Source organism: Pseudomonas arabinosi, assembly GCF_047758675.1.
Lineage (GTDB): Bacteria > Pseudomonadota > Gammaproteobacteria > Pseudomonadales > Pseudomonadaceae > Aquipseudomonas > Aquipseudomonas arabinosi.
In genome coordinates this window covers 5,008,770-5,032,271 of the sequence record NZ_CP180480.1, presented here as the reverse complement: position 1 = coordinate 5,032,271, position 23,502 = coordinate 5,008,770, and the positions used below count along the sequence as shown (strand labels likewise).

At 60.2% G+C, this 23,502-nt stretch carries 19 protein-coding genes; 14 read left to right on the top strand and 5 right to left on the bottom strand.

Annotated elements, in window-relative coordinates:
• Positions 1-84: 84 nt before the first annotated feature.
• Together ACMXYJ_RS23455 and ACMXYJ_RS23450 are read right to left on the bottom strand one after the other, a co-directional pair.
• The gene (locus tag ACMXYJ_RS23455) at positions 85-876 is read right to left on the bottom strand and encodes a hypothetical protein (RefSeq protein ID WP_415757124.1); all 792 of its coding nucleotides are present in this window, start codon (positions 874-876) and stop codon (positions 85-87) included.
• Between the two features lie 131 nt (positions 877-1,007).
• Entirely contained in the window at positions 1,008-2,006 is a 999-nt protein-coding gene (locus ACMXYJ_RS23450) for an alpha/beta hydrolase (protein ID WP_415757123.1), read from the bottom strand.
• 83 nt (positions 2,007-2,089) lie between these two features.
• Between ACMXYJ_RS23450 and aroC the strand changes: the two genes are divergently transcribed.
• The 5 genes from aroC to mtnC are packed head-to-tail and all read left to right on the top strand — an operon-like array spanning position 2,090 to position 6,238.
• Complete coding sequence (aroC, locus tag ACMXYJ_RS23445) at positions 2,090-3,181, top strand: chorismate synthase (RefSeq protein ID WP_008146116.1); 1,092 nt, start codon at positions 2,090-2,092, stop codon at positions 3,179-3,181.
• Between the two features lie 28 nt (positions 3,182-3,209).
• Positions 3,210-4,361: an MFS transporter gene (locus ACMXYJ_RS23440; RefSeq protein ID WP_415757122.1), complete on the top strand. Its 1,152-nt coding sequence runs from the start codon at positions 3,210-3,212 to the stop codon at positions 4,359-4,361.
• The gene (locus ACMXYJ_RS23435; RefSeq protein WP_415757121.1) at positions 4,358-4,984 is read left to right on the top strand and encodes a methylthioribulose 1-phosphate dehydratase; all 627 of its coding nucleotides are present in this window, start codon (positions 4,358-4,360) and stop codon (positions 4,982-4,984) included. Before ACMXYJ_RS23440 ends, ACMXYJ_RS23435 begins: the two co-directional genes overlap by 4 nt.
• A gap of 20 nt (positions 4,985-5,004) precedes the next feature.
• A complete protein-coding gene (locus tag ACMXYJ_RS23430; protein ID WP_415757120.1) occupies positions 5,005-5,550 on the top strand; it encodes a 1,2-dihydroxy-3-keto-5-methylthiopentene dioxygenase in 546 nt (181 codons plus the stop codon).
• Positions 5,551-5,554: 4 nt separating this feature from the next.
• Positions 5,555-6,238 carry an acireductone synthase gene (mtnC, locus tag ACMXYJ_RS23425; RefSeq protein ID WP_415757119.1) on the top strand — a complete coding sequence of 228 codons (684 nt, stop codon included), beginning with the start codon at positions 5,555-5,557 and terminating at the stop codon, positions 6,236-6,238.
• A gap of 107 nt (positions 6,239-6,345) precedes the next feature.
• Here mtnC and ACMXYJ_RS23420 read toward each other — a convergent pair whose 3' ends face one another.
• A complete protein-coding gene (locus tag ACMXYJ_RS23420) occupies positions 6,346-6,624 on the bottom strand; it encodes a DUF3509 domain-containing protein (RefSeq protein ID WP_102615552.1) in 279 nt (92 codons plus the stop codon).
• 344 nt (positions 6,625-6,968) lie between these two features.
• Here ACMXYJ_RS23420 and ACMXYJ_RS23415 point away from each other — a divergent pair, with 344 nt between their 5' ends.
• Together ACMXYJ_RS23415 and ACMXYJ_RS23410 are read left to right on the top strand one after the other, a co-directional pair.
• Positions 6,969-8,807, top strand: a complete 1,839-nt coding sequence (locus tag ACMXYJ_RS23415) for a long-chain-acyl-CoA synthetase (protein ID WP_415757118.1) — start codon at positions 6,969-6,971, stop codon at positions 8,805-8,807.
• A 111-nt stretch (positions 8,808-8,918) separates the two neighbouring features.
• On the top strand, positions 8,919-9,437 hold the full coding sequence (locus ACMXYJ_RS23410) for an ankyrin repeat domain-containing protein (protein ID WP_415757117.1): 519 nt from the start codon (positions 8,919-8,921) through the stop codon (positions 9,435-9,437).
• Positions 9,438-9,645: 208 nt separating this feature from the next.
• Here ACMXYJ_RS23410 and ACMXYJ_RS23405 read toward each other — a convergent pair whose 3' ends face one another.
• The gene (locus ACMXYJ_RS23405) at positions 9,646-10,986 is read right to left on the bottom strand and encodes a substrate-binding domain-containing protein (RefSeq protein ID WP_415757116.1); all 1,341 of its coding nucleotides are present in this window, start codon (positions 10,984-10,986) and stop codon (positions 9,646-9,648) included.
• Between the two features lie 192 nt (positions 10,987-11,178).
• Positions 11,179-11,991: an exodeoxyribonuclease III gene (xthA, locus tag ACMXYJ_RS23400; RefSeq protein ID WP_415757115.1), complete on the bottom strand. Its 813-nt coding sequence runs from the start codon at positions 11,989-11,991 to the stop codon at positions 11,179-11,181.
• A gap of 324 nt (positions 11,992-12,315) precedes the next feature.
• Between xthA and ACMXYJ_RS23395 the strand changes: the two genes are divergently transcribed.
• The 7 genes from ACMXYJ_RS23395 (at position 12,316) to ACMXYJ_RS23365 (ending at position 23,405) form a co-directional block, all read left to right on the top strand.
• Entirely contained in the window at positions 12,316-12,966 is a 651-nt protein-coding gene (locus tag ACMXYJ_RS23395) for a GNAT family N-acetyltransferase (RefSeq protein WP_218535816.1), read from the top strand.
• Positions 12,967-13,031: 65 nt separating this feature from the next.
• The gene (locus tag ACMXYJ_RS23390) at positions 13,032-14,759 is read left to right on the top strand and encodes an autotransporter assembly complex protein TamA (protein ID WP_415757114.1); all 1,728 of its coding nucleotides are present in this window, start codon (positions 13,032-13,034) and stop codon (positions 14,757-14,759) included.
• Positions 14,756-18,430 carry a translocation/assembly module TamB domain-containing protein gene (locus ACMXYJ_RS23385; protein WP_415757113.1) on the top strand — a complete coding sequence of 1,225 codons (3,675 nt, stop codon included), beginning with the start codon at positions 14,756-14,758 and terminating at the stop codon, positions 18,428-18,430. Before ACMXYJ_RS23390 ends, ACMXYJ_RS23385 begins: the two co-directional genes overlap by 4 nt.
• Positions 18,431-18,652: 222 nt before the next feature.
• Complete coding sequence (locus ACMXYJ_RS23380) at positions 18,653-19,126, top strand: MarR family winged helix-turn-helix transcriptional regulator (RefSeq protein WP_415757112.1); 474 nt, start codon at positions 18,653-18,655, stop codon at positions 19,124-19,126.
• Positions 19,123-20,592, top strand: a complete 1,470-nt coding sequence (locus tag ACMXYJ_RS23375; protein ID WP_415757111.1) for an efflux transporter outer membrane subunit — start codon at positions 19,123-19,125, stop codon at positions 20,590-20,592. The genes ACMXYJ_RS23380 and ACMXYJ_RS23375 overlap by 4 nt, the downstream gene beginning before the upstream one ends.
• A 15-nt stretch (positions 20,593-20,607) precedes the next feature.
• Complete coding sequence (locus ACMXYJ_RS23370; protein ID WP_415757110.1) at positions 20,608-21,810, top strand: efflux RND transporter periplasmic adaptor subunit; 1,203 nt, start codon at positions 20,608-20,610, stop codon at positions 21,808-21,810.
• A 65-nt stretch (positions 21,811-21,875) separates the two neighbouring features.
• The gene (locus ACMXYJ_RS23365) at positions 21,876-23,405 is read left to right on the top strand and encodes a DHA2 family efflux MFS transporter permease subunit (protein WP_095128971.1); all 1,530 of its coding nucleotides are present in this window, start codon (positions 21,876-21,878) and stop codon (positions 23,403-23,405) included.
• Positions 23,406-23,502: the final 97 nt, after the last annotated feature.

The following is a 23,502-nucleotide window of genomic DNA, read 5'->3' as shown; positions in this document are numbered from 1 at the left end:
TTAAAAGCAAAAGATCGAGCTCCTACAGGGAATGTGTAAGCCCTGTAGGAGCTGTCGAGTGCAACGAGGCTGCGATCTTTTGATCTACCGGTGCGTGGCAATCCAGATCAACAACCCCGCCTGAAACACCGCAAACGCCACCAGACAGGTAATGGTAAAGCGCAGTCCGGCGTCTTCGCGCTTGTACTTGCTGACTTTTTCTTCGTGTTTCTTGAGTTTGACTTCCTGCTCGGCGAGATTTTGCTCAGCTTGCTGGAGCATCTGCGCCGCCTCAAGAATTTCCACGACCTGCAGTTTTTCCGTACTCCAGTCACCCAACAGGTCGCCGACCTGCACTTCTTTGACGCTGCCTTTCAAATGCTGGGCGTCGGCGTAGATCACGTCGAAACCGTGCATCCGTAAAAAGTGATCGCGGCGCAGGCGAGTGTCTTCGTTCAGCGCATCCTTGTTGTTCAGGTCTGTGCCGTCGACGGTGTAGCCAGGCCATCTCTTTTTCGCCCAGGTAATACCCTGAGCGGCCATGAAGCGACCGATGCCACGGTTCATCGGTTCGATCTGCAAACCGCTGTCAGGTCCGAAATGCACGCGCTTGGTGGCGTGATCGACCCACACGTCCAGATGATTCTGTTCCTTGCGCACGCGCTGGCCGGGCAGCGCAATGCTCATGCGCATCAGGCTGTGTTCCTTGTTGTTGCGCTCGGCGTAACCGAATTCAACAAAGCGCAGCGGCCGTCCACCGGTGTTGCGGTCGGTTTTCAATGGCGCCAGACGGAGCATCTTGTGGTGCTCGGCGTGGACGTCCGCCCACGGCAGCTCGACCACTGGTGGTGCGTCTTTTTCGGCAGTGGTGTCGGGTGAAGTCTGGGTATCAGTCATAACGGCGAGATCCTGTCCAAGCTCTGCTTGCCGCCAGTCATAGCGCTGGCGACAAAGGCTTATCGGCCGTTTTTTTCAGGACTGGAGGGTTAGGGGGCGTTCTAAACTGGTTTTCACGCCCCTAACACCGCTTAACTGGTGCGAAGTCCGTCAATAAACCCGAGGATTCGCGTGCCGAGTTCGGCCGCCAGCGGCAATTGCGGATCTTTGTAAGAGGCTAATTGCCGTTTTACATCGTTGGGCACGATGCGCATGACGTGGTTCATGCCTTCGATCAGCGCCAGTTCGGCGTCCGGTTTGGCGGCCTTCAACAGCCTGGCGTCACCGACACCGACCTGGATGTCGTTGCTGCCCTGGATGATCAGCGCCGGCATCTTCAACTTGGCGAATGCCGCCGCCGGGTCCTGGCGGAACAATGAAATCAGATACGGCTGCACACTCGGGCGGAAAATCACCTGCAACTGCGGCGGCACGTTGTCGTCAGTGTGGCCGGCCTTGAGGCTGTCGAGCAGTTCATTGCTGCGCAGCATCAGTGCTGGCGGCAGGCGATTGCTCAATTGCTGGCGCAGCACCTGATCGATCGGTCGGGCGCTGCCGGACATGGAAATGACCGCGGCGGCATCCAGGCTCGGCGCCGCGAGGCTGGCGATCAAGGCGCCTTCGCTGTGGCCCAGCAGGATCAGTTGGCCAAAGCGCGGGTCGGTTTTGAGCTTCCGGCCCCAGGCCTCTGCGTCCGCTACGTAGGCTTCAACTGAAAGATTGCGTTCGTCCGGGGTTGCCGCAAGACTCGCCGCGACGCCGCGTTTGTCATAACGCACGCTGGCGATGTTGTGTTTGGCCAGTACCCAAGCGAGACGCTTGAGGCTGTCGTTGCGTCCGCCGTCGGGGTTGTTTCCGTCACGATCCGTAGGACCGGAGCCGGAAATGATCAGGACAACCGGTACCGGTGTGTCGGACTTGGGCAGCAATAGCGAGCCGAAAAGCTCGCCGGTGCCGGTGTCCAACGTGATCGGGCGTTGCAGGACGGTGGCCTGTACAAAGCCGGTAAAGAGGGTAAGGCTCAAGGCTATAACTCGCAGCATCATCACGCCATCATGAACAAGATGCCGGTTGGACTCGCAGGCACCCATAAGGTTCGAGGATGAACTAGTTGGGTAGCCTGCGTATACTGGCGCGCATTACGTATTTGGTTCGAATTCACGGAGCGTCCTGCATGTCCGGCAATACCTACGGCAAGCTGTTCACTGTCACCACCGCGGGCGAAAGCCATGGTCCGGCGTTGGTCGCCATTGTCGATGGCTGCCCGCCGGGCCTGGAGATCTCCCTGGAGGATCTGCAGCGTGACCTGGATCGCCGCAAACCCGGCACCAGCCGCCACACCACCCAGCGCCAGGAAGCCGACGAAGTCGAAATCCTCTCCGGCGTGTTCGAAGGGCGCACCACCGGTTGCTCCATCGGCCTGTTGATTCGCAACACCGACCAGAAGTCCAAGGATTACTCGGCGATCAAGGACCTGTTTCGCCCGGCCCACGCCGACTACACCTATCACCACAAATACGGCGAGCGCGATTATCGTGGCGGCGGTCGCAGTTCGGCCCGTGAAACGGCCATGCGCGTGGCGGCCGGGGCGATTGCGAAAAAATACCTGGCCACTCAGGGCATCGTCATTCGTGGCTACATGAGCCAGCTCGGCCCGATCGAAATCCCGTTCAAGACCTGGGATTCGGTGGAGGAGAACGCCTTCTTCAGCCCTGATCCGGACAAGGTCCCGGAACTGGAAGCCTATATGGACCAGTTGCGTCGCGACCAGGATTCGGTCGGCGCGAAGATCACCGTAGTCGCTGAAGGCGTAATGCCGGGCCTCGGCGAGCCGATCTTCGACCGTCTCGATGCCGAACTCGCTCACGCGCTGATGAGCATCAACGCGGTCAAAGGCGTGGAAATCGGCGCCGGTTTCGCCAGCGTTGCCCAGCGCGGCACCGAGCACCGCGATGAAATGACCCCGCAAGGTTTCCTCAGCAACAACGCGGGCGGCATTTTGGGTGGCATTTCGTCGGGTCAGCCGATCGTCGCGCACCTGGCGCTCAAGCCAACCTCAAGCATCACCACGCCGGGTCGTTCCATCGACATCCATGGCAACCCGGTGGAAGTCGTCACCAAGGGTCGCCATGACCCGTGCGTCGGCATCCGCGCCACACCGATCGCCGAAGCGATGATGGCCATCGTGCTGATGGATCACCTGTTGCGTCACCGTGGGCAGAACCTGGACGTGCGCGTGAGCACGCCGGTGCTGGGTCAGCTTTAATGGCTGACCTCACAGCCGCTGCTGTCAGATGACAACAGCGGCGCTCCCGTACTGGCGGCTCTCCAGTTTCTATCTGTTCTATTTCGCCTTGCTCGGTTCGACAGCGCCGTTTCTGGCGCTGTACTTCGATCACCTGGGCTTTTCCAGTGCGCGCATCGGCGAGCTGGTGGCGATCCCGATGCTGATGCGCTGCGTGGCGCCGAACATCTGGGGCTGGCTCGGTGATTACACCGGCCGACGCCTGGCCATCGTGCGCTTCGGTGCGGTCTGCACGCTGCTGACGTTTTCGCTGATCTTTGTCAGCAAGACCTATGCCTGGCTGGCGATGGTCATGGCCTTGCACGCGTTCTTCTGGCACGCGGTGTTGCCGCAGTTCGAAGTCATCACGTTGGCGCACTTGCAGGGTCAGACTCACCGTTACAGCCAGATCCGCCTGTGGGGTTCCATCGGTTTTATCATCACCGTGGTTGCGCTTGGCCGGTTGTTCGAATGGTTGAGCCTGGATATCTATCCGGTGGCGCTGGTGCTGATCATGGCCGGGATCGTGGTCAGCAGTTTGTGGGTACCGAACGCCCAACCGGCTCAGGGCAATCGAATTGCGGGAGATGGGTTTCTCAAGCAATTGCGCAATCCCGGGGTGCTGGCGTTTTACGGTTGCGTGGCGCTGATGCAGATGAGCCACGGTCCTTATTACACCTTTCTGACCTTGCACCTGGAGCGACTCGGGTACAGCCGTGGGCTGATCGGCGTGCTCTGGGCGGTCGGTGTGGTCGCCGAAGTCTTGATGTTTCTGGCCATGAGCAAGATCCTCGCGCGCTTCTCCGTGCGTCGGGTGTTGCTGGCGAGTTTTCTGCTGGCGGCGTTGCGTTGGTTGTTGCTCGGTTCGTTCGCTGAATTTCTTTGGGTGCTGTTGTTTGCCCAGGTACTGCACGCGGCGACCTTCGGCAGCTTTCACGCGGCTGCCATCCAGTTCGTGCAACGTAGCTTCGGCGCGCGCCAACAAGGGCAGGGCCAGGCGTTGTACGCCGCACTGGCCGGCACCGGCGGCGCACTGGGCGCGTTGTATTCCGGCTACAGCTGGAATGCCCTCGGCCCCGCATTGACCTTTAGTATTGCCAGCCTCGCAGCCTTCGCGGCAGCCGTTATCATTGCCACACGTATGCAAGAGGACAGGCCATGAGCCTCACCCGTGAGCACCTCGCCCAGGAAATCATCGATGCCGGGCGTTTTCTGTATGGCCGCGGCTGGTCACCGGCCACCAGCAGCAACTACTCGACGCGCCTGTCGGCGACTGAAGCGCTGCTGACGGTGTCCGGCAAGCACAAAGGCCAACTCGGCCCCGACGATGTGCTGGCCACCGATCTGTCCGGCAACAGCCTGGAGCCGGGCAAAAAACCGTCCGCCGAAACCCTGTTGCACACCCAGCTCTACAGTTGGCGCCCGGAGATCGGCGCGGTGCTGCACACGCACTCGGTGAACGCCACGGTGCTGTCGCGCCTGACGCCGCAAGACTTCATTGAGTTCGAAGACTACGAACTGCAAAAAGCCTTCAGTGGTGTGTCGACCCACGAATCCCGGGTGCGTGTGCCGATTTTCGACAACGATCAAGACATTGCACGCCTCGCCGCCAAGGTACAGCCTTGGCTTGAAGCGCATCCCGATTGCGTCGGCTACCTGATCCGCGGCCACGGCCTCTACACCTGGGGCGCGCGCATGAGCGACGCGCTGCGGCAGATCGAGGCCTTTGAATTTTTGTTCGAGTGCGAGTTGAAGATGCGCTCACTCTTGAACCGTCAAGCATGAACCGTTAAGGAGTTGCCCTGATGAGCAGCCTGTCCGTTTACCACGTCTCAAGCCCTGATTTGCCAAACAAGGTGCTGACGCATTTCGAAGACATCGCCTCGACCCTGGCCGAGCAGGGCGTGCGTTTCGACCGCTGGCAAGCCGCGGCGAAAATCCAGCCCGGCGCCAGTCAGGAAGAAGTGATCGCCGCGTATCAGGAGCAAATCGACAAACTGATGACCGAGCGCGGTTACATCACCGTCGATGTGATCAGCCTGAACAGCGATCACCCGCAAAAAGCCGAATTGCGCGCAAGGTTTCTCGACGAACATCGCCATGGCGAAGACGAAGTACGATTTTTCGTCGCCGGCCGTGGCTTGTTCACCTTGCACATCGACGATTACGTCTACGCGGTGCTCTGCGAGAAAAACGACCTGATCTCGGTACCGGCCGGCACCCCGCACTGGTTCGACATGGGCGAGCATCCGCATTTCGTCGCGATCCGTCTGTTCAACAACCCTGAGGGCTGGGTGGCCAATTTCACCGGCGACGACATCGCCAGTCGCTTCCCGCGTCTTGAGGACTGAGGCGATGCCGATCAAAGCGATTCTCACCGACATCGAAGGCACTACGAGCGCGGTGAGTTTTGTGTTCGACGTGCTGTTTCCCTACGCGGCCAAACACTTGCCGGATTTTGTTCGCCATAACGCCGCGCGTGCGGATGTTGCCGAGCAACTGGACGCCGTTCGCCGGGATACCAACGAGCCGAACGCCGACGTCGAGCGGGTGATCGACATTCTTCTGCAATGGATCGCCGAAGACCGCAAAGCCACGCCGCTGAAAGCGTTGCAAGGCATGGTCTGGGAGCAGGGCTATCAGGCCGGAGAGTTGAAAGGCCACGTTTACCCGGACGCCGTTGAAGCGCTCAAACGCTGGCATCCGGAAGGCTACAAACTGTTTGTTTACTCATCGGGATCAATTCAGGCGCAAAAGCTGATCTTCGGTTGCTCGGAGGCGGGTGATTTGTCGCCGCTGTTCAGCGGCTATTTCGACACCACCTCGGGGCCCAAGCGTGAAGCGAAGTCCTACGAGCGCATTACCCAGTCCATTGGCCTGGACGCTTCGCAGATCCTGTTTCTGTCCGACATCGTCGAGGAACTGGACGCGGCGCGCACGGCGGGAATGGCTACGTGCGGGCTGGCCCGAGAGGGCGGGGAGCTGGCGGGGCATATGACCGTCGACAGTTTTGCGCGGATCGATCCTTCGATGTTCTAAGCCACGACGCACATAACCTGTGGGAGCGGGCTTGCGTGATTCCAGAAACTAAACAGGCCGTGGAGCGAAAGCTCTCACGGCCTGTTTGTTTACAGCTCTGGAACGGTTTAAGCCGAGTGATACGTTGGCAGGGCAAACCGCTGCTGGCTTTGCAGCATGGAAATCTGCGGCAGTTCGCTGGCCTGTTCGGCGATGTCACGGCGAATGGCACTGATCACCCAGGACAACTGATCGCCAGCATGCAATTGCTGGTACGAAATCGAACGTTTGAAGACTTTGCCGTCGGTGCTGCTCAAGGTCAGCAGAATGCCACCGTCAGGACGCGGCTGGGTGGTCACTTCGAAGTTGGAGAACAGGGACGAAAATTTTTCTTGGATCAGGTTCATGTCTATCAGCTCCGTTAGCTCTTGAATGGCAAGCATGCAGAGGTAGTTGCAGTGATTGTGCCAGCACCAGTTTTTTTAAAAGTCCTTACATATCAATTAGTTAGTTTTTCAGTGCTTTTGCACTTTCGTGCAATCTGCATGAATGGCCATCGTGCATCCTGCATTTTGCGTGGTCGACATCGATTCGATGGAACCATTTGCCCGGCGCAGGCTCACGATGTCGAATGCCGCAGCCGTGGATACAAATCATTTCAAAAACCGCGTGTACAGCTCAGGAACCGCTGACGTATTTTCGGCCTCAATCAACGCCGCCCGAACAATAAAAAGATCCACCGGGAGCAACCATGAGCCGCACGCCGCACGACACGATTACCTGGGGCATGATGCTCCGCAAGCTGCCTTCCATTGCCAAAGCCATTCCTCGCGTGGTGAAGGGCATGAAAGCCGCCAACGTCAAGGACCCGACCCAACCGTGCGGCCTGGGCTGGAGCTTCGAGCAAGCAACGTTGCGCAATCCCGATGGCCGGGCATTGCTGCAGGGCGAGGTAGCGCTGACGTATTTTCAGGTCAACCAATGGGCCAATCGCATCGCCCATCATCTGATTGCCCAAGGCATCCGCAAGGGTGATGTGGTGGCGGTCTTTATCGAGAATCGCCCGGAACTGCTGGTGACGATTCTGGCGGTGGCCAAAGTCGGCGCGATCAGTGCCTTGCTCAATACATCGCAGACCCGCGATACCCTGGCACACAGCCTGAACCTGGTGGCGCCCGCGGCGATCATCGTCGGAGAAGAGCTGGTCCCGGCGTTTTTGGCGGTCCGTGAACGGGTGTCGATCGAGGCAGCGCGCACCTGGTTCGTCGCTGATCGAGACACCTTCAGCCATCCGGGCATTGCGCCCGACGGGTTCATCAACCTGATGACCGCCAGTGCCGACAGCTCCAGCGCCAATCCCACCAGCAGTCAGCAGGTTTTTTTCGACGACCCTTGTTTCTATATCTACACCTCGGGCACTACCGGCTTGCCCAAGGCCGGAGTGTTCAAGCACGGCCGCTGGATGCGCAGCTCCGCAAGCTTCGGGCTGATCGCCTTGGATATGCGCCCGGAGGACGTCGTCTATTGCACCTTGCCGCTCTATCACGCCACCGGGCTGTGCGTGTGCTGGGGCTCGGCGATCAGTGGCGCCTCGGGCTTTGCCATTCGCCGCAAGTTCAGCGCCAGTCAGTTCTGGAACGATGTGCGCAAGTACCGCGCGACTACCCTCGGTTATGTCGGCGAACTGTGCCGCTACCTCGTGGATCAACCGCCCAGCGCCGACGACAGCAAGCACCGTGTGACGAAGATGATCGGCAATGGCCTGCGCCCCGGCGCGTGGGGCGAGTTCAAGACGCGATTCGGGGTGAACCACATTTGTGAGCTGTACGCCGCCAGCGACGGCAACATCGGTTTCACCAACATCCTCAACTTTGATAACACCGTCGGTTTTTCCCTGATGTCATGGGAGTTGGCGGCGTACGACCACGACAGCGGCGCGCCGATTCGGGATGCCCAGGGCTTCATGCGCAAAGTCGCCAAAGGCGAGCAGGGACTGTTGCTGGCGAAGATCGACGACAAGGCGCCGCTCGACGGCTATACCGATCCGCAGAAGACCGAAAAGGTTGTGCTGCACGACGTGTTCGAGAAGGGCGACCGCTACTTCAATACGGGTGACCTGTTGCGCAACATCGGTTTCGGTCACGCGCAGTTTGTCGACCGCCTGGGAGATACCTTCCGCTGGAAGGGTGAAAACGTCTCGACCACCGAGGTTGAGAACATCCTTCTGCAACACCCGAATATTTCCGAAGCCGTGGCCTACGGCGTGGAAATCCGCAACACCAACGGGCGCGCGGGGATGGCGGCGATTACGCCAGCCGAGTCCCTGGCGACCCTGGATTTCAGTGAGCTGCTGGCTTTCGCCCGTGAACAAATGCCCGCTTATGCGGTGCCTTTGTTCTTACGAGTGAAGGTGAAAATGGAGACCACCGGCACCTTCAAATATCAGAAGACCCGCCTCAAGGACGAGGCCTTCGACCCCGGCAAAACCGGCGATGATCCGATCTACGCCTGGCTGCCCGGGACCCAGACTTACGTGCAGGTCACTCCGCAGTTGCTGGCGGATATTCACGGCGGCGCTTTTCGTTATTGAGTGCAGCGCTATTGAATGTGGCTATGGCCATCCATGAGAAAAAAGAAGTGACAGCGTCGGGGCTGCTCGGGAAACTGTCGGCTTTGCGAATAAACGAACGTGGAGTGCCCAATGTCAGACCAAAGCCGCCAGATGACCCCCGAAGAAGCCGCTGAATTTGCCGAACAGGTATTCAACAAGGCGCGCGAGGGCGATGCGGCCATGATGGCTGCGCTGTTGACCAAGGGCCTGCCGCCGAACCTGCGTAACCACAAGGGCGACACCTTGCTGATGCTGGCCGCGTACCACGGCCATGTGGAGACGGTAAAAGTCCTGCTCGAACACAAGGCCGACCCGGAAATCCGCAACGACAACGGCCAGAGCCCGATTGCCGGCGCGGCGTTCAAGGGTGACCTGGCGGTGGTGAAGGCACTGGTTGAAGGCGGCGCGCAAGTGGAGGGTTCGTCCTTTGACGGTCGTACTGCGCTGATGATGGCGGCGATGTTCAATCGCGTCGAAATCGTCGACTACCTGATCAGCAAAGGCGCCGACCCGAAAGCCAAGGATGCCAATGGCGTCTCTGCGCTGGATGCCGCCAAGACCATGGGCGCGGTGGACACCACGGCGCAGCTTGAGACATTGCTCGGCTAACGGCTCAAGGAATTCTTGAGGTAAACGAAAAACCTGTGGCGAGGGGATTTATCCCCGTTGGGTGGCGCAGCCACCCCATTCCAGTCACCTATGCTTCTCAGAAAGACCGCGTTAACCGGATTGACGACTGCTTCGCAGCCGAACGGGGTGGTGCGGCATTCCGATAAATCCCCTTGCCACAGTGTGGTCTGCCTGAATCAGGCGGGTCTCAATACACCCAGACCTCAACCCGCCGATTCTTGATTCGCCCCTCATCCGCGCTATTGGCCGCCACTGGCATCTCGGCGCCAAAACCACGAATCTCGCGAAACACCACGCCGCTTTTCACCAGTTCGCGCCGCACCGCCATGGCGCGCAGTTTCGACAGCAGATCGGCCCGCGCCGGATCACTCTTGGCGTCGCCAAACCCCACCAGCGTCACCTGCCGATTGGTTTTCTCATGCTGTTTTATATAGTCGAGCACCCGCCACAGGTCCTGCCGAGCCTTGTTGTCTAGCGTCGCACTGCCTTCTTCGAAGCGGAAATTCACCGTCAGGCGCTGAGCGTGACGGCTGAGCGCCTGATAACCCTCGGGCATCAGCGCGTTCGGTGTGACGGTCATGGCCTGGACGGTCTGGGCGATAAAGCCGTTGGCCGCGACAATCGCCTGACCCTTGCTGCTTTGGGCGAACGTCACCAGTGCGTCGGCCCAAGGGTTTTTCCCATTGGGCGGCAAGTAAAAGAACAGCCGTCGGGACAGCGGATAGTCTTCCGTGGCAATCAGGCTGTTGAGCGGCAACATGGCTTGGGATTGGCCATCGGCAATCGCCACGGCTCTGGCCTGACGCACATAAGGCAGACCGATGAAGCCGATACCTTGCGGGTCGAGGCTGACGGCGTCGGACAATTGCTCGCTGGATTCGAACCGTTTCGCCGCGCTGCTCAGCGTTTTCCCACGACGGCTGAGGACCAGTTCCTTGAACGTGTCGTAGGTGCCCGATTGGTCATCCCGCGCATAGAGATGAATTGTCCCGCCGCTGCCGCCGAGTTCTTCCCAGGTTTTTGCCTCGCCGCTGAAGATTCGCGCCAGTTGTTCGGTGTTCAGTTCACTCAACGGATTTTGCGGATGAAGGATGATCGCCAGGCCATCGATGGCGATGACCTGCTCGGCGCCGGGGCTTTTAAAGTCGCCCAGGCGTGCAAGGTCTGTCCGTTCGCTGTCCTTGATCGGGCGCGAGGAGGCAGCGAGGTCGGCGGTGGCGGTTTTCAGTGCGGTGAAACCGGTGCTGGAACCGTGGGCCGCGATGTCCACCGCGACCCTGCGGCCCTGAACGGTTTCGCCGATCACGCGCAGTTCGTTGGCTTTGTCCGGGGCCTCGCTGTGAACCTTGAGCAGGCCCTGTTCGCGCATCAACCCCTCAACCAACGCCGGGCCCAATGCCGCACCAATGGTGTTGGAACCCTGGATGCGTAGCACCGGTCCAGACTCGGGCATTGGCAGCGCGCCAGCCGACGCCGTCAGCGGCAGCCAGGCGCACAGCATCAACAGGAACAACACACGCAGCGTCATGCCAGCACCTAATAAAGCCAAAGGAAGTGCCGGGAGAATAAGTCAGTAAGGTTTCTGAAAGATGACAGTTTTCAAATGTGGGAGCGGGCTTGCTCGCGAAGGCGGATTGTCATTCAACATTGATGTCGACTGACACACCGCCTTCGCGAGCAAGCCCGCTCCCACAGTTTGATTGCCGTTGAAAGGGAAGGGTCAGCTCAGTTCAAGCCAGATCGGCGCGTGATCCGATGGTTTTTCCATCCCGCGCAGTTCGTAATCCACACCCGCATCCTTCACGCGTGGCAACAATCCGTGGGACGCCATGATCAAGTCAATCCGCAGCCCACGCTTGGGCTCATCCTCAAAACCGCGGCTACGGTAGTCGAACCAGCTGAAACGGTCGGCCACCTCCGGGTTCAAGTGACGGAAGCTGTCCACCAGGCCCCAGTTCTTCAAGCGGGCCATCCACTCGCGCTCTTCTGGCAAGAAGCTGCATTTTCCGGTTTTCAACCAGCGTTTCATGTTGTCCGGGCCGATACCGATGTCGCAGTCTTCCGGGGAAATGTTCACGTCGCCCATGACTACCACCGGCTGATCGTTGCTGAACTGGCTTTCCAGCAATTGTTGCAGATCGCTGTAAAAGCGTTCCTTGGCCGGGAACTTGGTCGGGTGATCACGGCTTTCGCCCTGTGGGAAATAGCCGTTCATGATGGTCACAGGCACGCCATTGGCGTCGGCGAACGAGCCCCAGATGAAGCGGCGCTGAGCGTCTTCTTCATCGGTGGCGAAACCTTTGTGCAGCGCGATAGGTTCCTGACGCGAGAGCAGGGCCACGCCGTAATGGCCTTTTTGACCGTGGAAATACACGTGATAACCCAGCGCCTGAACCTCGGCCAGTGGGAATTGGTCGTCGTGAACCTTGGTTTCCTGCAAGCCGATAACGTCTGGCTGATGCTTTTCGATCAGCGCTGCCAGCTGATGCGGGCGAGCGCGCAGCCCGTTGATGTTGAAGGAGACGATCTTCATGGTCGGCAGTCCTGGCAAAAGGGCGATGCTAGCTGACATGTAGGAATGGGGCCAGTGTGGGGTGAGGGGATTCGTGTTTGGCGGTAGGTCTTGTGTCGACAATAAGGACGCCATCGTCGGAACGTCGCCCGGAACAAGCTCGCTCCCACAGGTCAGGAGTCTGGTCTATAACTGGTGGGAGCGACGGTGCGACGATTCGACCTGCTCGCGAAGGCGGCATCACAGCCACCACTGATTTCAATCAGTAAGGAACTGTGTCAGCTCCTATAGGCTCGTAACAACAAGAGCACAGCCATTTGAGCTGTCCCGGGGAGAAATACCGTTATGCCCGAAACCTCGACCGTCATCGCCGATATTCACATGCTCGACAGCGGCTATTCCCGCGAAGCACGTTCGCTGTTGTACCAGGCTTACCGGCATGAGCCGACGTTCGGCTACCTGTTCGAAGCGGAGCGTCCCGGTTATGAACAGCGGGTCCGTGCCACCGTGCGCGAACTGGTCAAACAACATTTTCTTCAGGACTTGCCGGCCATCGGCCTGCTGGTCAACGACCGGTTGATCGGCATCGCCCTGATCGCGCCGCCGCAACGTCGCCTGGGCATCACAGAGAGTTGGGCCTGGCGTCTGCGCATGGTGCTCAGCACCGGGTTTCGTTGCACCCGACGCTATCTCGAGTATCACGATGCCGTGATGGCTTGCGTGCCGTCCGACTCGGTGCACCTGCTGCCATTGCTGGGGGTTCATCCGCAATTTCAGGGCAAACACTTCGGCGAACAATTGCTGCAAGCGGTGCACAACTGGTGCGCGGTGGATGAGCACTCCGAGGGCGTAATTCTCGATACCGGGAATCCTCGTTATCTGGAATTCTATAAGCGTCAGGGCTATGAGGAAATCGGTGAGGTCGCCGTAGGACCGATTCGCGAGCACGTGTTTTTTCACGCCAATCCGCAGGTGTTACAAACAGCAACGGGATAAACGTCGAACTTTCACGCCACGCCAGGCTCTATCACGCTCCCAAGCTCGTGATAGCATCCGCGCCTATGAATTTTCCAGGAAGAATGACCAGCGGCGTGCTGATGCTGATTACCAGCTGCGCGGCCCTGGCGCAAAGTGAATTGGATGTGCGGATCAAACCGTCCAACGATGAACTGAAAGCCAATATAGAGGGCTATATCGGCAGCCTCGGCGATCGAGACGAAGAAGCTTTGCTGCGCTTCAGTCGCGGCGCCGAAGAACAGACGCGCAAGGCCGCCCAGGCCTTGGGTTATTACCAGCCGCAGATCGACTCGGATGTGAAGGGCGGCAAGACGCCGCGCCTGGTGCTGAACATCGATCCCGGCGAGCCGGTGCATTTGCGCAACGTCACTATTCGCATCGACGGCCCGGCCGCCACCCTCAAGTCCTTTCGTGTACCCAAAAGTGATGCGCTGAAAACCGGCGCAGTGCTCAATCATGGCCATTACGAAGACGCCAAACGCCTGATTCAGAATCAGGCTTCGCGATATGGCTTTTTCAGTGGTTATTTCAGCAGCCAGAAATTGTTGGTCGACCCGCGAGCCGGCGTCGCCGACATCGAACTGATCTACAACAGCGGCCCGCGTTATTCATTGGGTAAGGTCAGTTTCGAAGGTGACACGCCGTTCGACGAAGACCTGCTGCAACGCATGGTTCCATTCAAGGCGGGCGCGCCTTATGACTCCGAACTGATCGCCGAACTCAATCAGGCCATGCAAGCGAGCGGCTATTTCGAAAGCGTGCGGGTGGATGCGGCGCCGACGGCGTCCAAGAACGACGTGATCCCGGTGGACGTCAAACTCGAAACCCGCAAACCACGAACCATGGGTCTGGGGCTGGGTTATTCCACCGACGTCGGCCCACGGGTCAAGGCCAACTGGACCCGGCACTGGGTCAACCCTCAGGGACACAGCTATGGCTGGGAGACCGAAGTTTCGGCACCTCGGCAGAACGTCGGTGTGTTCTACGACATTCCCCTGGACCCACCGCTGACTGACAAGCTTCGCTTCGCCGGTGGTTATCAGAATGAAGAAATCGCCGACAAGGACTCCCTCAGCAAACTGCTGACCGTCGGCCCCGAGTGGCACAGCAAGCTGCCCAGCGGTTGGCAGCGAGTGGTGTCGCTCAAGTGGCAGCGCGAGGAATACAGGCTCGGCGACGACTCAGGGCTCAGCACATTGCTGATGCCCGGCGTCAGCTATTCCTACCTTAAAAGTGATAACCGCATCGACCCACACAACGGTTATCGCCTCGAATTCGAGACCAAAGTAGCCAAGGAAGGCTTGGGCTCCGACACCAACCTGCTTTACGGCACTGCGTTGGTGAAAGGCTTGACCACGGTCTTCGACAAACACCGCTTCCTCGGTCGGGTGCAGGTCGGCGGCAGCGCCACCAACGGCTACAAATCGGTACCGCCGTCGCTGCGCTTCTTCGCCGGTGGCGATCAGAGCGTGCGTGGCTACGACTACCAGAGCCTATCCCCGGAAAACTCCGAGGGCGAACGCATCGGTGGTCGTTACATGGTCGCCGGCAGTGTCGAGTATCAGTACTCCATCGCCGAAAAATGGCGGGTCGCGACGTTCATCGATCAGGGCAACTCTTTCAATACCCTCGAACTGCCAAACCTCAAGACCGGCGTCGGCATCGGTGTGCGCTGGGTTTCGCCGGTGGGGCCGATACGCCTGGACCTGGCCCATGCGATGGACGACGACGGCGGCATTCGATTGCACTTTTCCATGGGGCCTGAGCTGTGAAGCGTGGTTTGAAAGTAACGCTGCTGGCGATTCTGGCGCTGCTGATGCTGGTCGTCCTGACCGTGGCCACAGTGTTGGGCACGGCAACGGGCAGTCGCTGGGCGCTGGGGTTTGTGCCGGGTTTGACCGTCGAGAATTTCCAGGGCCGTTTGGGCGGGCAGTGGAGTGCCGACCATGTGCTGTGGCAGCAGGACAGCAGTCGGGTGGAGCTGAACAAGGTGATTTTCGCCTGGTCGCCGTTGTGCCTGACGCGCATGACCCTGTGCATCGAGCAATTGAAAGCCGATCAGGTCAGCCTGCAATTTCCTCCCGGCACGGAAGAAGAAAGCAGCGGGCCGATCAGTCTCCCGGATCTGAAACTGCCCTTGGCCATCGAGCTGGGCGATGTCCAGGTCGGCAGCCTGATGTTCAACGGCAGCGAAGAACTCAAGGGCCTGCAACTGGCGGCGCACTGGACGGCCAACGGTTTGCAGATCGACTCTGTTCATTTGCAAAGGGATGACCTGAGCCTGAATCTTTCAGGCCTGCTGCAACCCAGCGGCAACTGGCCGCTCAAGGCCGAAGGCAAACTGACCCTGCCAGCCCCCGGCACCGGGCCTTGGACGCTGGCCCTGAAGGTTGACGGCGATCTGCTGAAAACCCTGAACCTGAAAGCCGACAGCAGCGGTTACCTCAACGGGCAATTGATCGGCGAACTGCAACCGCTGGTGGAAAACCTGCCGGCCAAGGTGCGGATCACCGCTGACGGCTTCAAGCCCGGCGCCGATCTGCCGGACACCCTGCAGCTCAACCAACTGGAACTCACCGGCGACGGCGACCTGAAAAACGGTTACCAGTTACTCGGCAAAGCCACGTTGCCTGGCGAAAAAGGCCCGGTTGCGTTGTTGCTGCAAGGCAAGGTCGACGCCAACGGCGCTCAGATCGCCGGGCTGGACCTCACGGCCAACGACAAGCAAAGCCTGAAGCTCACCGGCAACCTCGACTGGAGCAAAGGCCTGAGCGCCGATGCCAAAATCGACTGGCTGGATTTCCCGTGGCACAGCCTTTATCCACTGATCGACGAGCCCGAAGTGGCGTTGCGCAGCTTCAACGGTGAAGTCTCCTACACCGACGGTAAATACCTGGGCAGCTTCAAAGCCGCACTCGACGGCCCGGCCGGGGCGTTCAGTCTGGTCAGCCCGTTCAGCGGCGACCTGACGAAAATCTACCTGCAACAAATTCAACTCGAAGCCGGGCAGGGCAAGGCCGAAGGGCACCTGAACCTGCAATTTGCCGATGGCATTGCCTGGGACACCGCGCTGGACCTGTCGGCGATCAACCCGGCGTACTGGGTCGCGGAGTTGCCGGGCATCCTGGCCGGACCGTTGCGCAGCAAGGGCGAGATGAAGAATGAAAAACTAAGCCTGACCGCCGACCTGGATTTGAAGGGCAAACTGCGCGGACAACCGGCCGTTCTGCAAGCCAAAGCCGATGGCGGTGGTGAGCAATGGAACCTCAGCGCGCTGCAGATTCGCCTCGGTGACAACAGCATCAACGGCAAGGGCAGTCTGCAACAGAAACTCGCCGGCCAGATCGATATCAAGCTGCCTCGCCTGGCCCAGTTGTGGCCGCAACTGCGCGGTCAGCTCAATGGTCGCGTCGATGTCGCCGGGACGCTCAAGGCCCCGCAAGGCAAACTCGGGCTGCAGGGCACGCAACTGGCCTTCGAAGACAATCGCCTGCAAAGCCTGAATCTGGACGCCACTCTCGACAGCGCGCAGCGCGCGAAAATCGACCTCAAGGGCAGTGGCATTCAGGCCGGTGAGACGTCACTGGGGACGCTGACCGCCAGCGGCCAGGGCGACATCAAAAACCAGAAACTCACCCTCGACCTGCAAGGGCCGAAGCTGAAGCTCGCGCTTGGCCTCGACGGCAATCTGGACCAAGGCAATTGGCGTGGGCGGCTTGCCAGCGGCGATATCCAGGCCGGGGGGCAGGACTGGAAGCTGCAAGGTCCGGCAAAGCTTGAACGGCTGGCGGACGGCAAGATCAATTTTGGCGCCCACTGCTGGGCATCCGGCCCGGCCAGCCTGTGCGGTGAGGATCAGCGCCTGATGCCTGAGCCGAAGCTGCGTTATCACCTCAAACAGTTCCCGATCGACAGCCTCGCGCAGTGGTTGCCCAAGGATTTCGCCTGGAAAGGCCGGCTCAACGCCGACCTGCAACTGGACCTGCCGGCCAGCGGCCCGAATGGCCAGATCAGCGTCGATGCCAGCGGCGGCACGTTGCGCATCAAGGAGAAGGACCAGTGGCTGGACTTCCCGTACCAGACCCTGAAACTCAACAGCAAACTCACGCCCAAGCGCATCGACACTGACCTTAACTTCGTTGGCGGCAAGCTCGGTGAACTTATGCTCCAGGCGCAGATCAATCCGTTGCCGAAGGACAAGCCACTGACTGGCTCATTCCGTTTGAATGGACTGGACCTGTCGGTGGCGCGGCCGTTTGTGCCGATGGTCGAGAAACTGACCGGACGCTTGAATGGCAGCGGCACGCTCGCAGGTACGCTGCTGGCGCCGCAGGTCAACGGCAATCTGCTGCTCAGCGACGGCGAGATTTCCGGGCCTGAACTGCCGATGGACCTTGAAGCGCTGCAACTTCAAGCCGTGATCGCTGGCGAAACCGTGCAATTGAACGGCGGCTGGAAAAGCGGCAAGACCGGGCACGGCACCTTGAGCGGCAACATCGCCTGGGGTCACGCATTGGTGGTTGATCTGGCGCTCAAAGGCACGCAATTGCCCGTCACCGTCGAGCCGTACGCCAAGCTGGAAGTGGCGCCGGACCTGAAGATTTCGGTGAAGGACGACAAACTGGCGATCACCGGCAAAGTGCTGGTGCCGAAAGGCGAGATCACCGTGCGCGAGTTGCCGCCATCGACGGTCAAGGTGTCCGATGACACGGTGATCGTCGGTCAGCAGACCGAAGAGGGCAAACCCCCGATGGCCATGGCGATGGACATCGATGTGGTGGTCGGTCAGGACAAACTCAGCTTCGCCGGGTTTGGCCTGACCGCCAACCTGCAAGGTCATGTGCACATCGGCGACAACATGGACACCCGCGGCGAGCTCTGGCTCAACGATGGGCGATACCGTGCCTATGGTCAGCGATTGACCGTGCGCCGGGCGCGTTTGCTGTTTGCAGGTCCCATTGACCAGCCGTATCTGGACATCGAAGCGATTCGCCAGACCGACGACGTGATCGCCGGCATTCGCCTGAGCGGCAGCGCCGAGCAGCCGACCACACAGATCTTCTCCGAGCCGGCCATGAGCCAGGAACAGGCGTTGTCCTATCTGGTGCTGGGGCGTCCGCTGAGCACCAACGGTGAGGACAACAATATGCTCGCCCAAGCGGCGCTCGGGTTGGGCTTGATGGGCAGTTCGGGGGTGACCGGCGGATTGGCCAAGAACCTGGGGATTCAGGACTTCCAACTCGACACCGAGGGCAGCGGCAATGCAACCAGCGTAGTAGCTAGCGGCAACATCTCCGAGAAGCTCAGCCTGCGTTATGGCGTTGGCGTGTTCGAGCCGGCCAACACCATTGCCTTGCGTTACAAGCTGAGCAAGAAGGTCTATCTCGAAGCAGCGGGCGGCGTGGCCAGTTCGCTGGACATCTTCTACAAGCGGGATTTCTAGACCCGCGTCCTTTCTCCACACCGAGTTGCCGCTATCGCGAACGGGCTCGCTCCCACAGGGATCACACCGAACCTGTGGGAGCGAGCCTGCTCGCGATAGCGGTCTGACGGCTGCCATTTATCAACTAAATAGCAAGCAACCTAACTATTGCGTTGACATTCGCTGCCTAGGCAGTAACATCTCGACATACATTCTCTGCCTAGGCAGCTAATTGGTGGTCAGATGAAACATTTCACCCCAGACGCATTCCACACTTGCCATCTCGGCCTCCTGCTCGGGCGTGCTGCGCTGCTCAAGGACCGGGTCATCGACACGCACATGGAACCCCACGGCATCACCGCCGCGCAGTTCAAAGTGCTGATCATCATGGCCCAGTTCGGCGTCGATACCCCGGCCGAGCTGTGCCGTCACCTGTCGCTGGACAGTGGATCGATGACCCGCATGCTCGACCGTCTGGAACAGAAAGGCTTCCTCGCCCGCCAACGCTCCGAAGCGGATCGTCGTCAGGTTCAACTGGTGCTGACCGAACAAGGGCAGCAGTTGACTGACCGCCTGCCGGAGATCGGCGCCGATGCCATGAATGAACTGGCCGGCGCGATCACCCCAGAGGAGTTGCAGACCCTCGAACAGATCCTGAAGAAAATTTTGGTGGCAGCCGGTGACTCGATCACCCTGCTGCGGGTAGGTGACAAATGAGCAGTAAAACCCTGCGGACCGGCCTGAGCCTGGTGCTGGCGGCCATGACCCTGGCCGGTTGCGCCAGCTACAGCGGCCTGACCACCGAAGGCAAAAGCCTGGATGCGAAAACCCTCAAGGCCGGGCAATCCCTTAGCGGCGTGACCCTGTCGCCTGCGGCCTGGCCAAAAAGCGACTGGTGGAAAAGCCTCGGCGACCCACAGCTCGACGGCTTGATCCGCGAAGCCCTGCACGACAGCCCCGACATGCAAATCGCCGACGCCCGCGCCCACCAGGCCAGCGCCGCCGCTTATGCCGCCGACGCCGCTCGCATGCCAACCCTCGATGCCAGCGCTGGCGTCAGCCGTTCGCGTCTGGCCCGGGATCAGGACCCGAGGGGCGAGGGCGATGCGTACTCCACCGTGCGCAACATCAGCGCCAGTTTCAATTACAACTTCGACCTCTGGGGCGGTCAGCGTGATGCCTGGGAAGCTGCGCTGGGCCAGGCCCGTGCCGCCGAAGTCGATCAGCAAGCGGCGCAACTGACGTTATCCGCCGACGTTGCCCGCGCTTATAGCGATCTGGGGCAGGCGCATATCGTTCACGACCTGGCGCAGGAAGACCTCAAACGCACCAAACAAATGCTCGACCTGAGCCAGCGCCGCCTGAGCTCGGGGATCGACAGTCAATACCAGTTCCAGCAAACCGAGAGTCTGGAAGCCACGTCCGAAGCCAGCCTGATCGACGCCGAGAAACGCCTGCAAAGCGCGAAAATCGCCTTGGCCGTCTTGCTCGGTAAAGGCCCGGATCGCGGCAACGAAATCGCCCGGCCGAAAATCCTTCAGGCCAGCGCCGTCGCGTTGCCCTCGGTGCTGCCGGCCGAGCTGCTCGGTCGTCGTCCAGACCTGGTGGCCGCGCGTTGGCGGGTCGAGGCGGCGAGCAAGAACATCGACGCCGGCAAAACCCGTTTCTACCCCAACCTCAACCTGAGCGCCGCGGCCGGTGCCGAGTCGTTGCTGGGCGATGCGATGTTCGGTTCGGCCAGTCGTTTCTTCAGCATCGCGCCGACGATCTCGGTGCCGATTTTCGACGGTGGCCGCCTGCGGGCCGACCTCGATTCCCGCGACGCCGATTACGACCTCGCCGTGGCGCAGTACAACAAAAGCCTGGTGAAAGCCCTGGGTGATGTCAGCGACACCATCAACCAGTTGCGCGATATCGGTCGGCAGCTCGGCGCTCAGCAGCGCGCCACCGACATTGCCCAGGATTCTTACAACACCGTGGTCCAGCGGTACGGTTCCGGCATCGGGAATTACCTGGACGTGCTCAGCATCGAGCAGCAATTGCTCCAGGCCCAGCGTCAGCTGGCCAACCTGAATGCCGAGCAGATCGACCTGTCGATCCAACTGATGCAGGCGCTGGGCGGCGGCTTCCAGGGCGAAACCCTGACCGCAGCCAACGCAACCCCAGCCACGCAGCACAACTAATTCAAGGTATTTGTCATGGCCACTGCCGAAACAACACCAACCCCTGACAACGCACAAGACACCAGCAATTCGCGTAAACGCAAAGTCATGCTGGTAGTGCTCGCGATCGTGGTGATCCTCGCCGGTATCGGCGTCTGGGGTTATCACGAATTCTACGGGCGCTGGAACGAAAGCACCGACGATGCCTATGTGAACGGCAACGTGGTGGAAATCACTCCGTTGGTCACCGGCACGGTGGTCAGCATCGGTGCCGACGATGGCGACCTGGTTCACGAAGGTCAGGTGCTGATCAACTTCGACCCGAACGACGCCGAAGTCGGCCTGCAAAGTGCCCAGGCCAATCTGGCCCGCACCGTGCGTCAGGTTCGCGGTTTGTACAGCAACGTCGACGGCATGAAAGCCCAAGTCAACGCGCAACAGGCTGAAGTGCAAAAGGCTCAGGACAACTTCAATCGCCGGAAAAATCTCGCCGCTGGCGGCGCGATTTCCCAGGAAGAACTGTCCCACGCTCGAGACGACCTGACCTCGGCGCAAAACGCCTTGGCTAACGCCAAGCAGCAATTGAAAACCACCAGTGCGCTGGTCGATGACACCGTGGTGTCGTCGCACCCGGACGTGATGTCCGCTGCCGCGCAATTGCGTCAGGCTTACTTGAACAACTCCCGCAGCACCTTGATCGCGCCGGTCACCGGTTACGTGGCCAAGCGCTCCGTACAACTGGGCCAACGCGTCCAGCCGGGCACCGCATTGATGGCGGTCATTCCGCTGGATCAGTTGTGGATCGACGCCAACTTCAAGGAAACCCAGCTGCGTGACATGCGCATCGGTCAGCCAGTGGACATCGAAGCCGACCTGTACGGCAGCGACGTGAAGTTCAGCGGCACCATCGACAGCCTCGGCGCTGGTACCGGCAGCGCATTTGCCCTGCTGCCGGCGCAGAACGCCACCGGTAACTGGATCAAGATCGTCCAGCGGGTGCCGGTGCGGATTCACATCAACGCCGAAGAGCTGGCCAAGCACCCGTTGCGGGTCGGCCTGTCGACTCAGGTCGATGTGAACCTGCGCGACCAGAGCGGCCCGGTGCTGGCGCAACAACCGCCGCAAAAGGCCTCGTTCAGCACCAACGTCTATGACCGTCAGTTGGCCGAGGCCGACGCGATGATCACTCAGTTGATCCACGACAACAGCGCGGCGGTCAGCAAAACCGTTCAACGCTGATTCGCCAATCCCTCAGCGACGCCCGTTAAAAGGTGTCGCGACAGCCCAGTTTCAAAGGATTCGCGATGAGCAATAACGCCTCTTTTACGCCGCCCAGCCTGTTGCTCAGCACCATCGGCCTGTCGCTGGCGACCTTCATGCAAGTGCTCGACACCACCATCGCCAACGTGGCGCTGCCGACGATTTCCGGCAACCTGGGCGTGAGTTCGGAGCAGGGCACGTGGGTGATTACCTCGTTCGCCGTGAGCAACGCCATCGCGCTGCCGCTGACCGGTTGGCTCAGCCGGCGTTTTGGCGAGGTGAAGCTGTTTCTCTGGGCGACGATCCTGTTCGTGCTGGCTTCGTTTCTGTGCGGTATCTCGACCTCGATGCCGGAGCTGATTGGCTTTCGGGTGCTTCAAGGCCTGGTGGCAGGTCCGTTGTACCCGATGACTCAAACGCTGCTGATTGCCGTCTATCCGCCCGCCAGGCGCGGCATGGCCCTGGCGTTGCTGGCGATGGTCACGGTGGTGGCGCCGATTGCCGGTCCCATCCTCGGCGGCTGGATTACCGACAGCTATAGCTGGCCGTGGATCTTCTTTATCAACGTGCCGATCGGTGTTTTCGCGGTGATGGTGGTGCGCCAGCAACTCAAGGCGCGGCCGGTGGAAACCAGCTACCAGCCGATGGATTACGTCGGTTTGATCACACTGATCATTGGCGTCGGCGCGTTGCAGGTGATTCTGGACAAGGGCAACGACCTGGATTGGTTCGAGTCGAACTTCATCCTCATCGGCGCGGCCATTTCAGTGATAGCGCTGGCGGTGTTCGTGATCTGGGAAATGACCGACAAACACCCGGTGGTCAACCTGCGGCTGTTCGCTTACCGCAACTTTCGCATCGGCACGATTGTGCTGGTGTTGGGTTATGCCGGGTTCTTCGGCATAAACCTGATTCTGCCGCAATGGCTGCAAACCCAGATGGGTTACACGGCGACGTGGGCGGGGCTGGCGGTGGCGCCGATCGGGATTCTGCCGGTGTTGATGTCGCCGTTTGTCGGCAAGTACGCACATAAATTCGACCTGCGGCTGCTGGCCGGCCTGGCGTTCCTGGCGATTGGCCTGAGTTGCTTCATGCGTGCCGGGTTTACCAACGAAGTGGACTTCCAGCACATCGCCCTGGTGCAGCTGTTCATGGGGATTGGCGTGGCGCTGTTCTTCATGCCGACCTTGAGCATTCTGATGTCGGACCTGCCACCGAGCCAGATCGCCGACGGCGCGGGCCTGGCGACGTTCCTGCGGACGTTGGGCGGTAGCTTTGCGGCCTCGCTGACGACCTGGATCTGGATACGCCGGGCGGATCAGCACCACGCCTATATGAGCGAAAGCATCAGCACCTATGAACCGGCTACCCGTGAGGCGTTGAACAGCCTGGGCGGGGCGAGCAATCCAGCGTATGCGCAACTGGATCATGTGCTGACCAGTCAGGCGTACATGCTGTCGACCGTGGATTACTTCACGTTGCTGGGGTGGGCATTCATGGGCTTGATTGTGCTGGTGTGGCTGGCGAAACCGCCGTTTGCGGCGAAGGCGGGGCCGGCTGCCTCCGGTCATTAAGGGTAAGGCTCAGGATCGACCCCTCACCCTCACCCTCTCCCCAGAGGGGCGAGGGGACTGACCGAGTTGTTCTTTTGAGTTACATCGACCTGGAAGC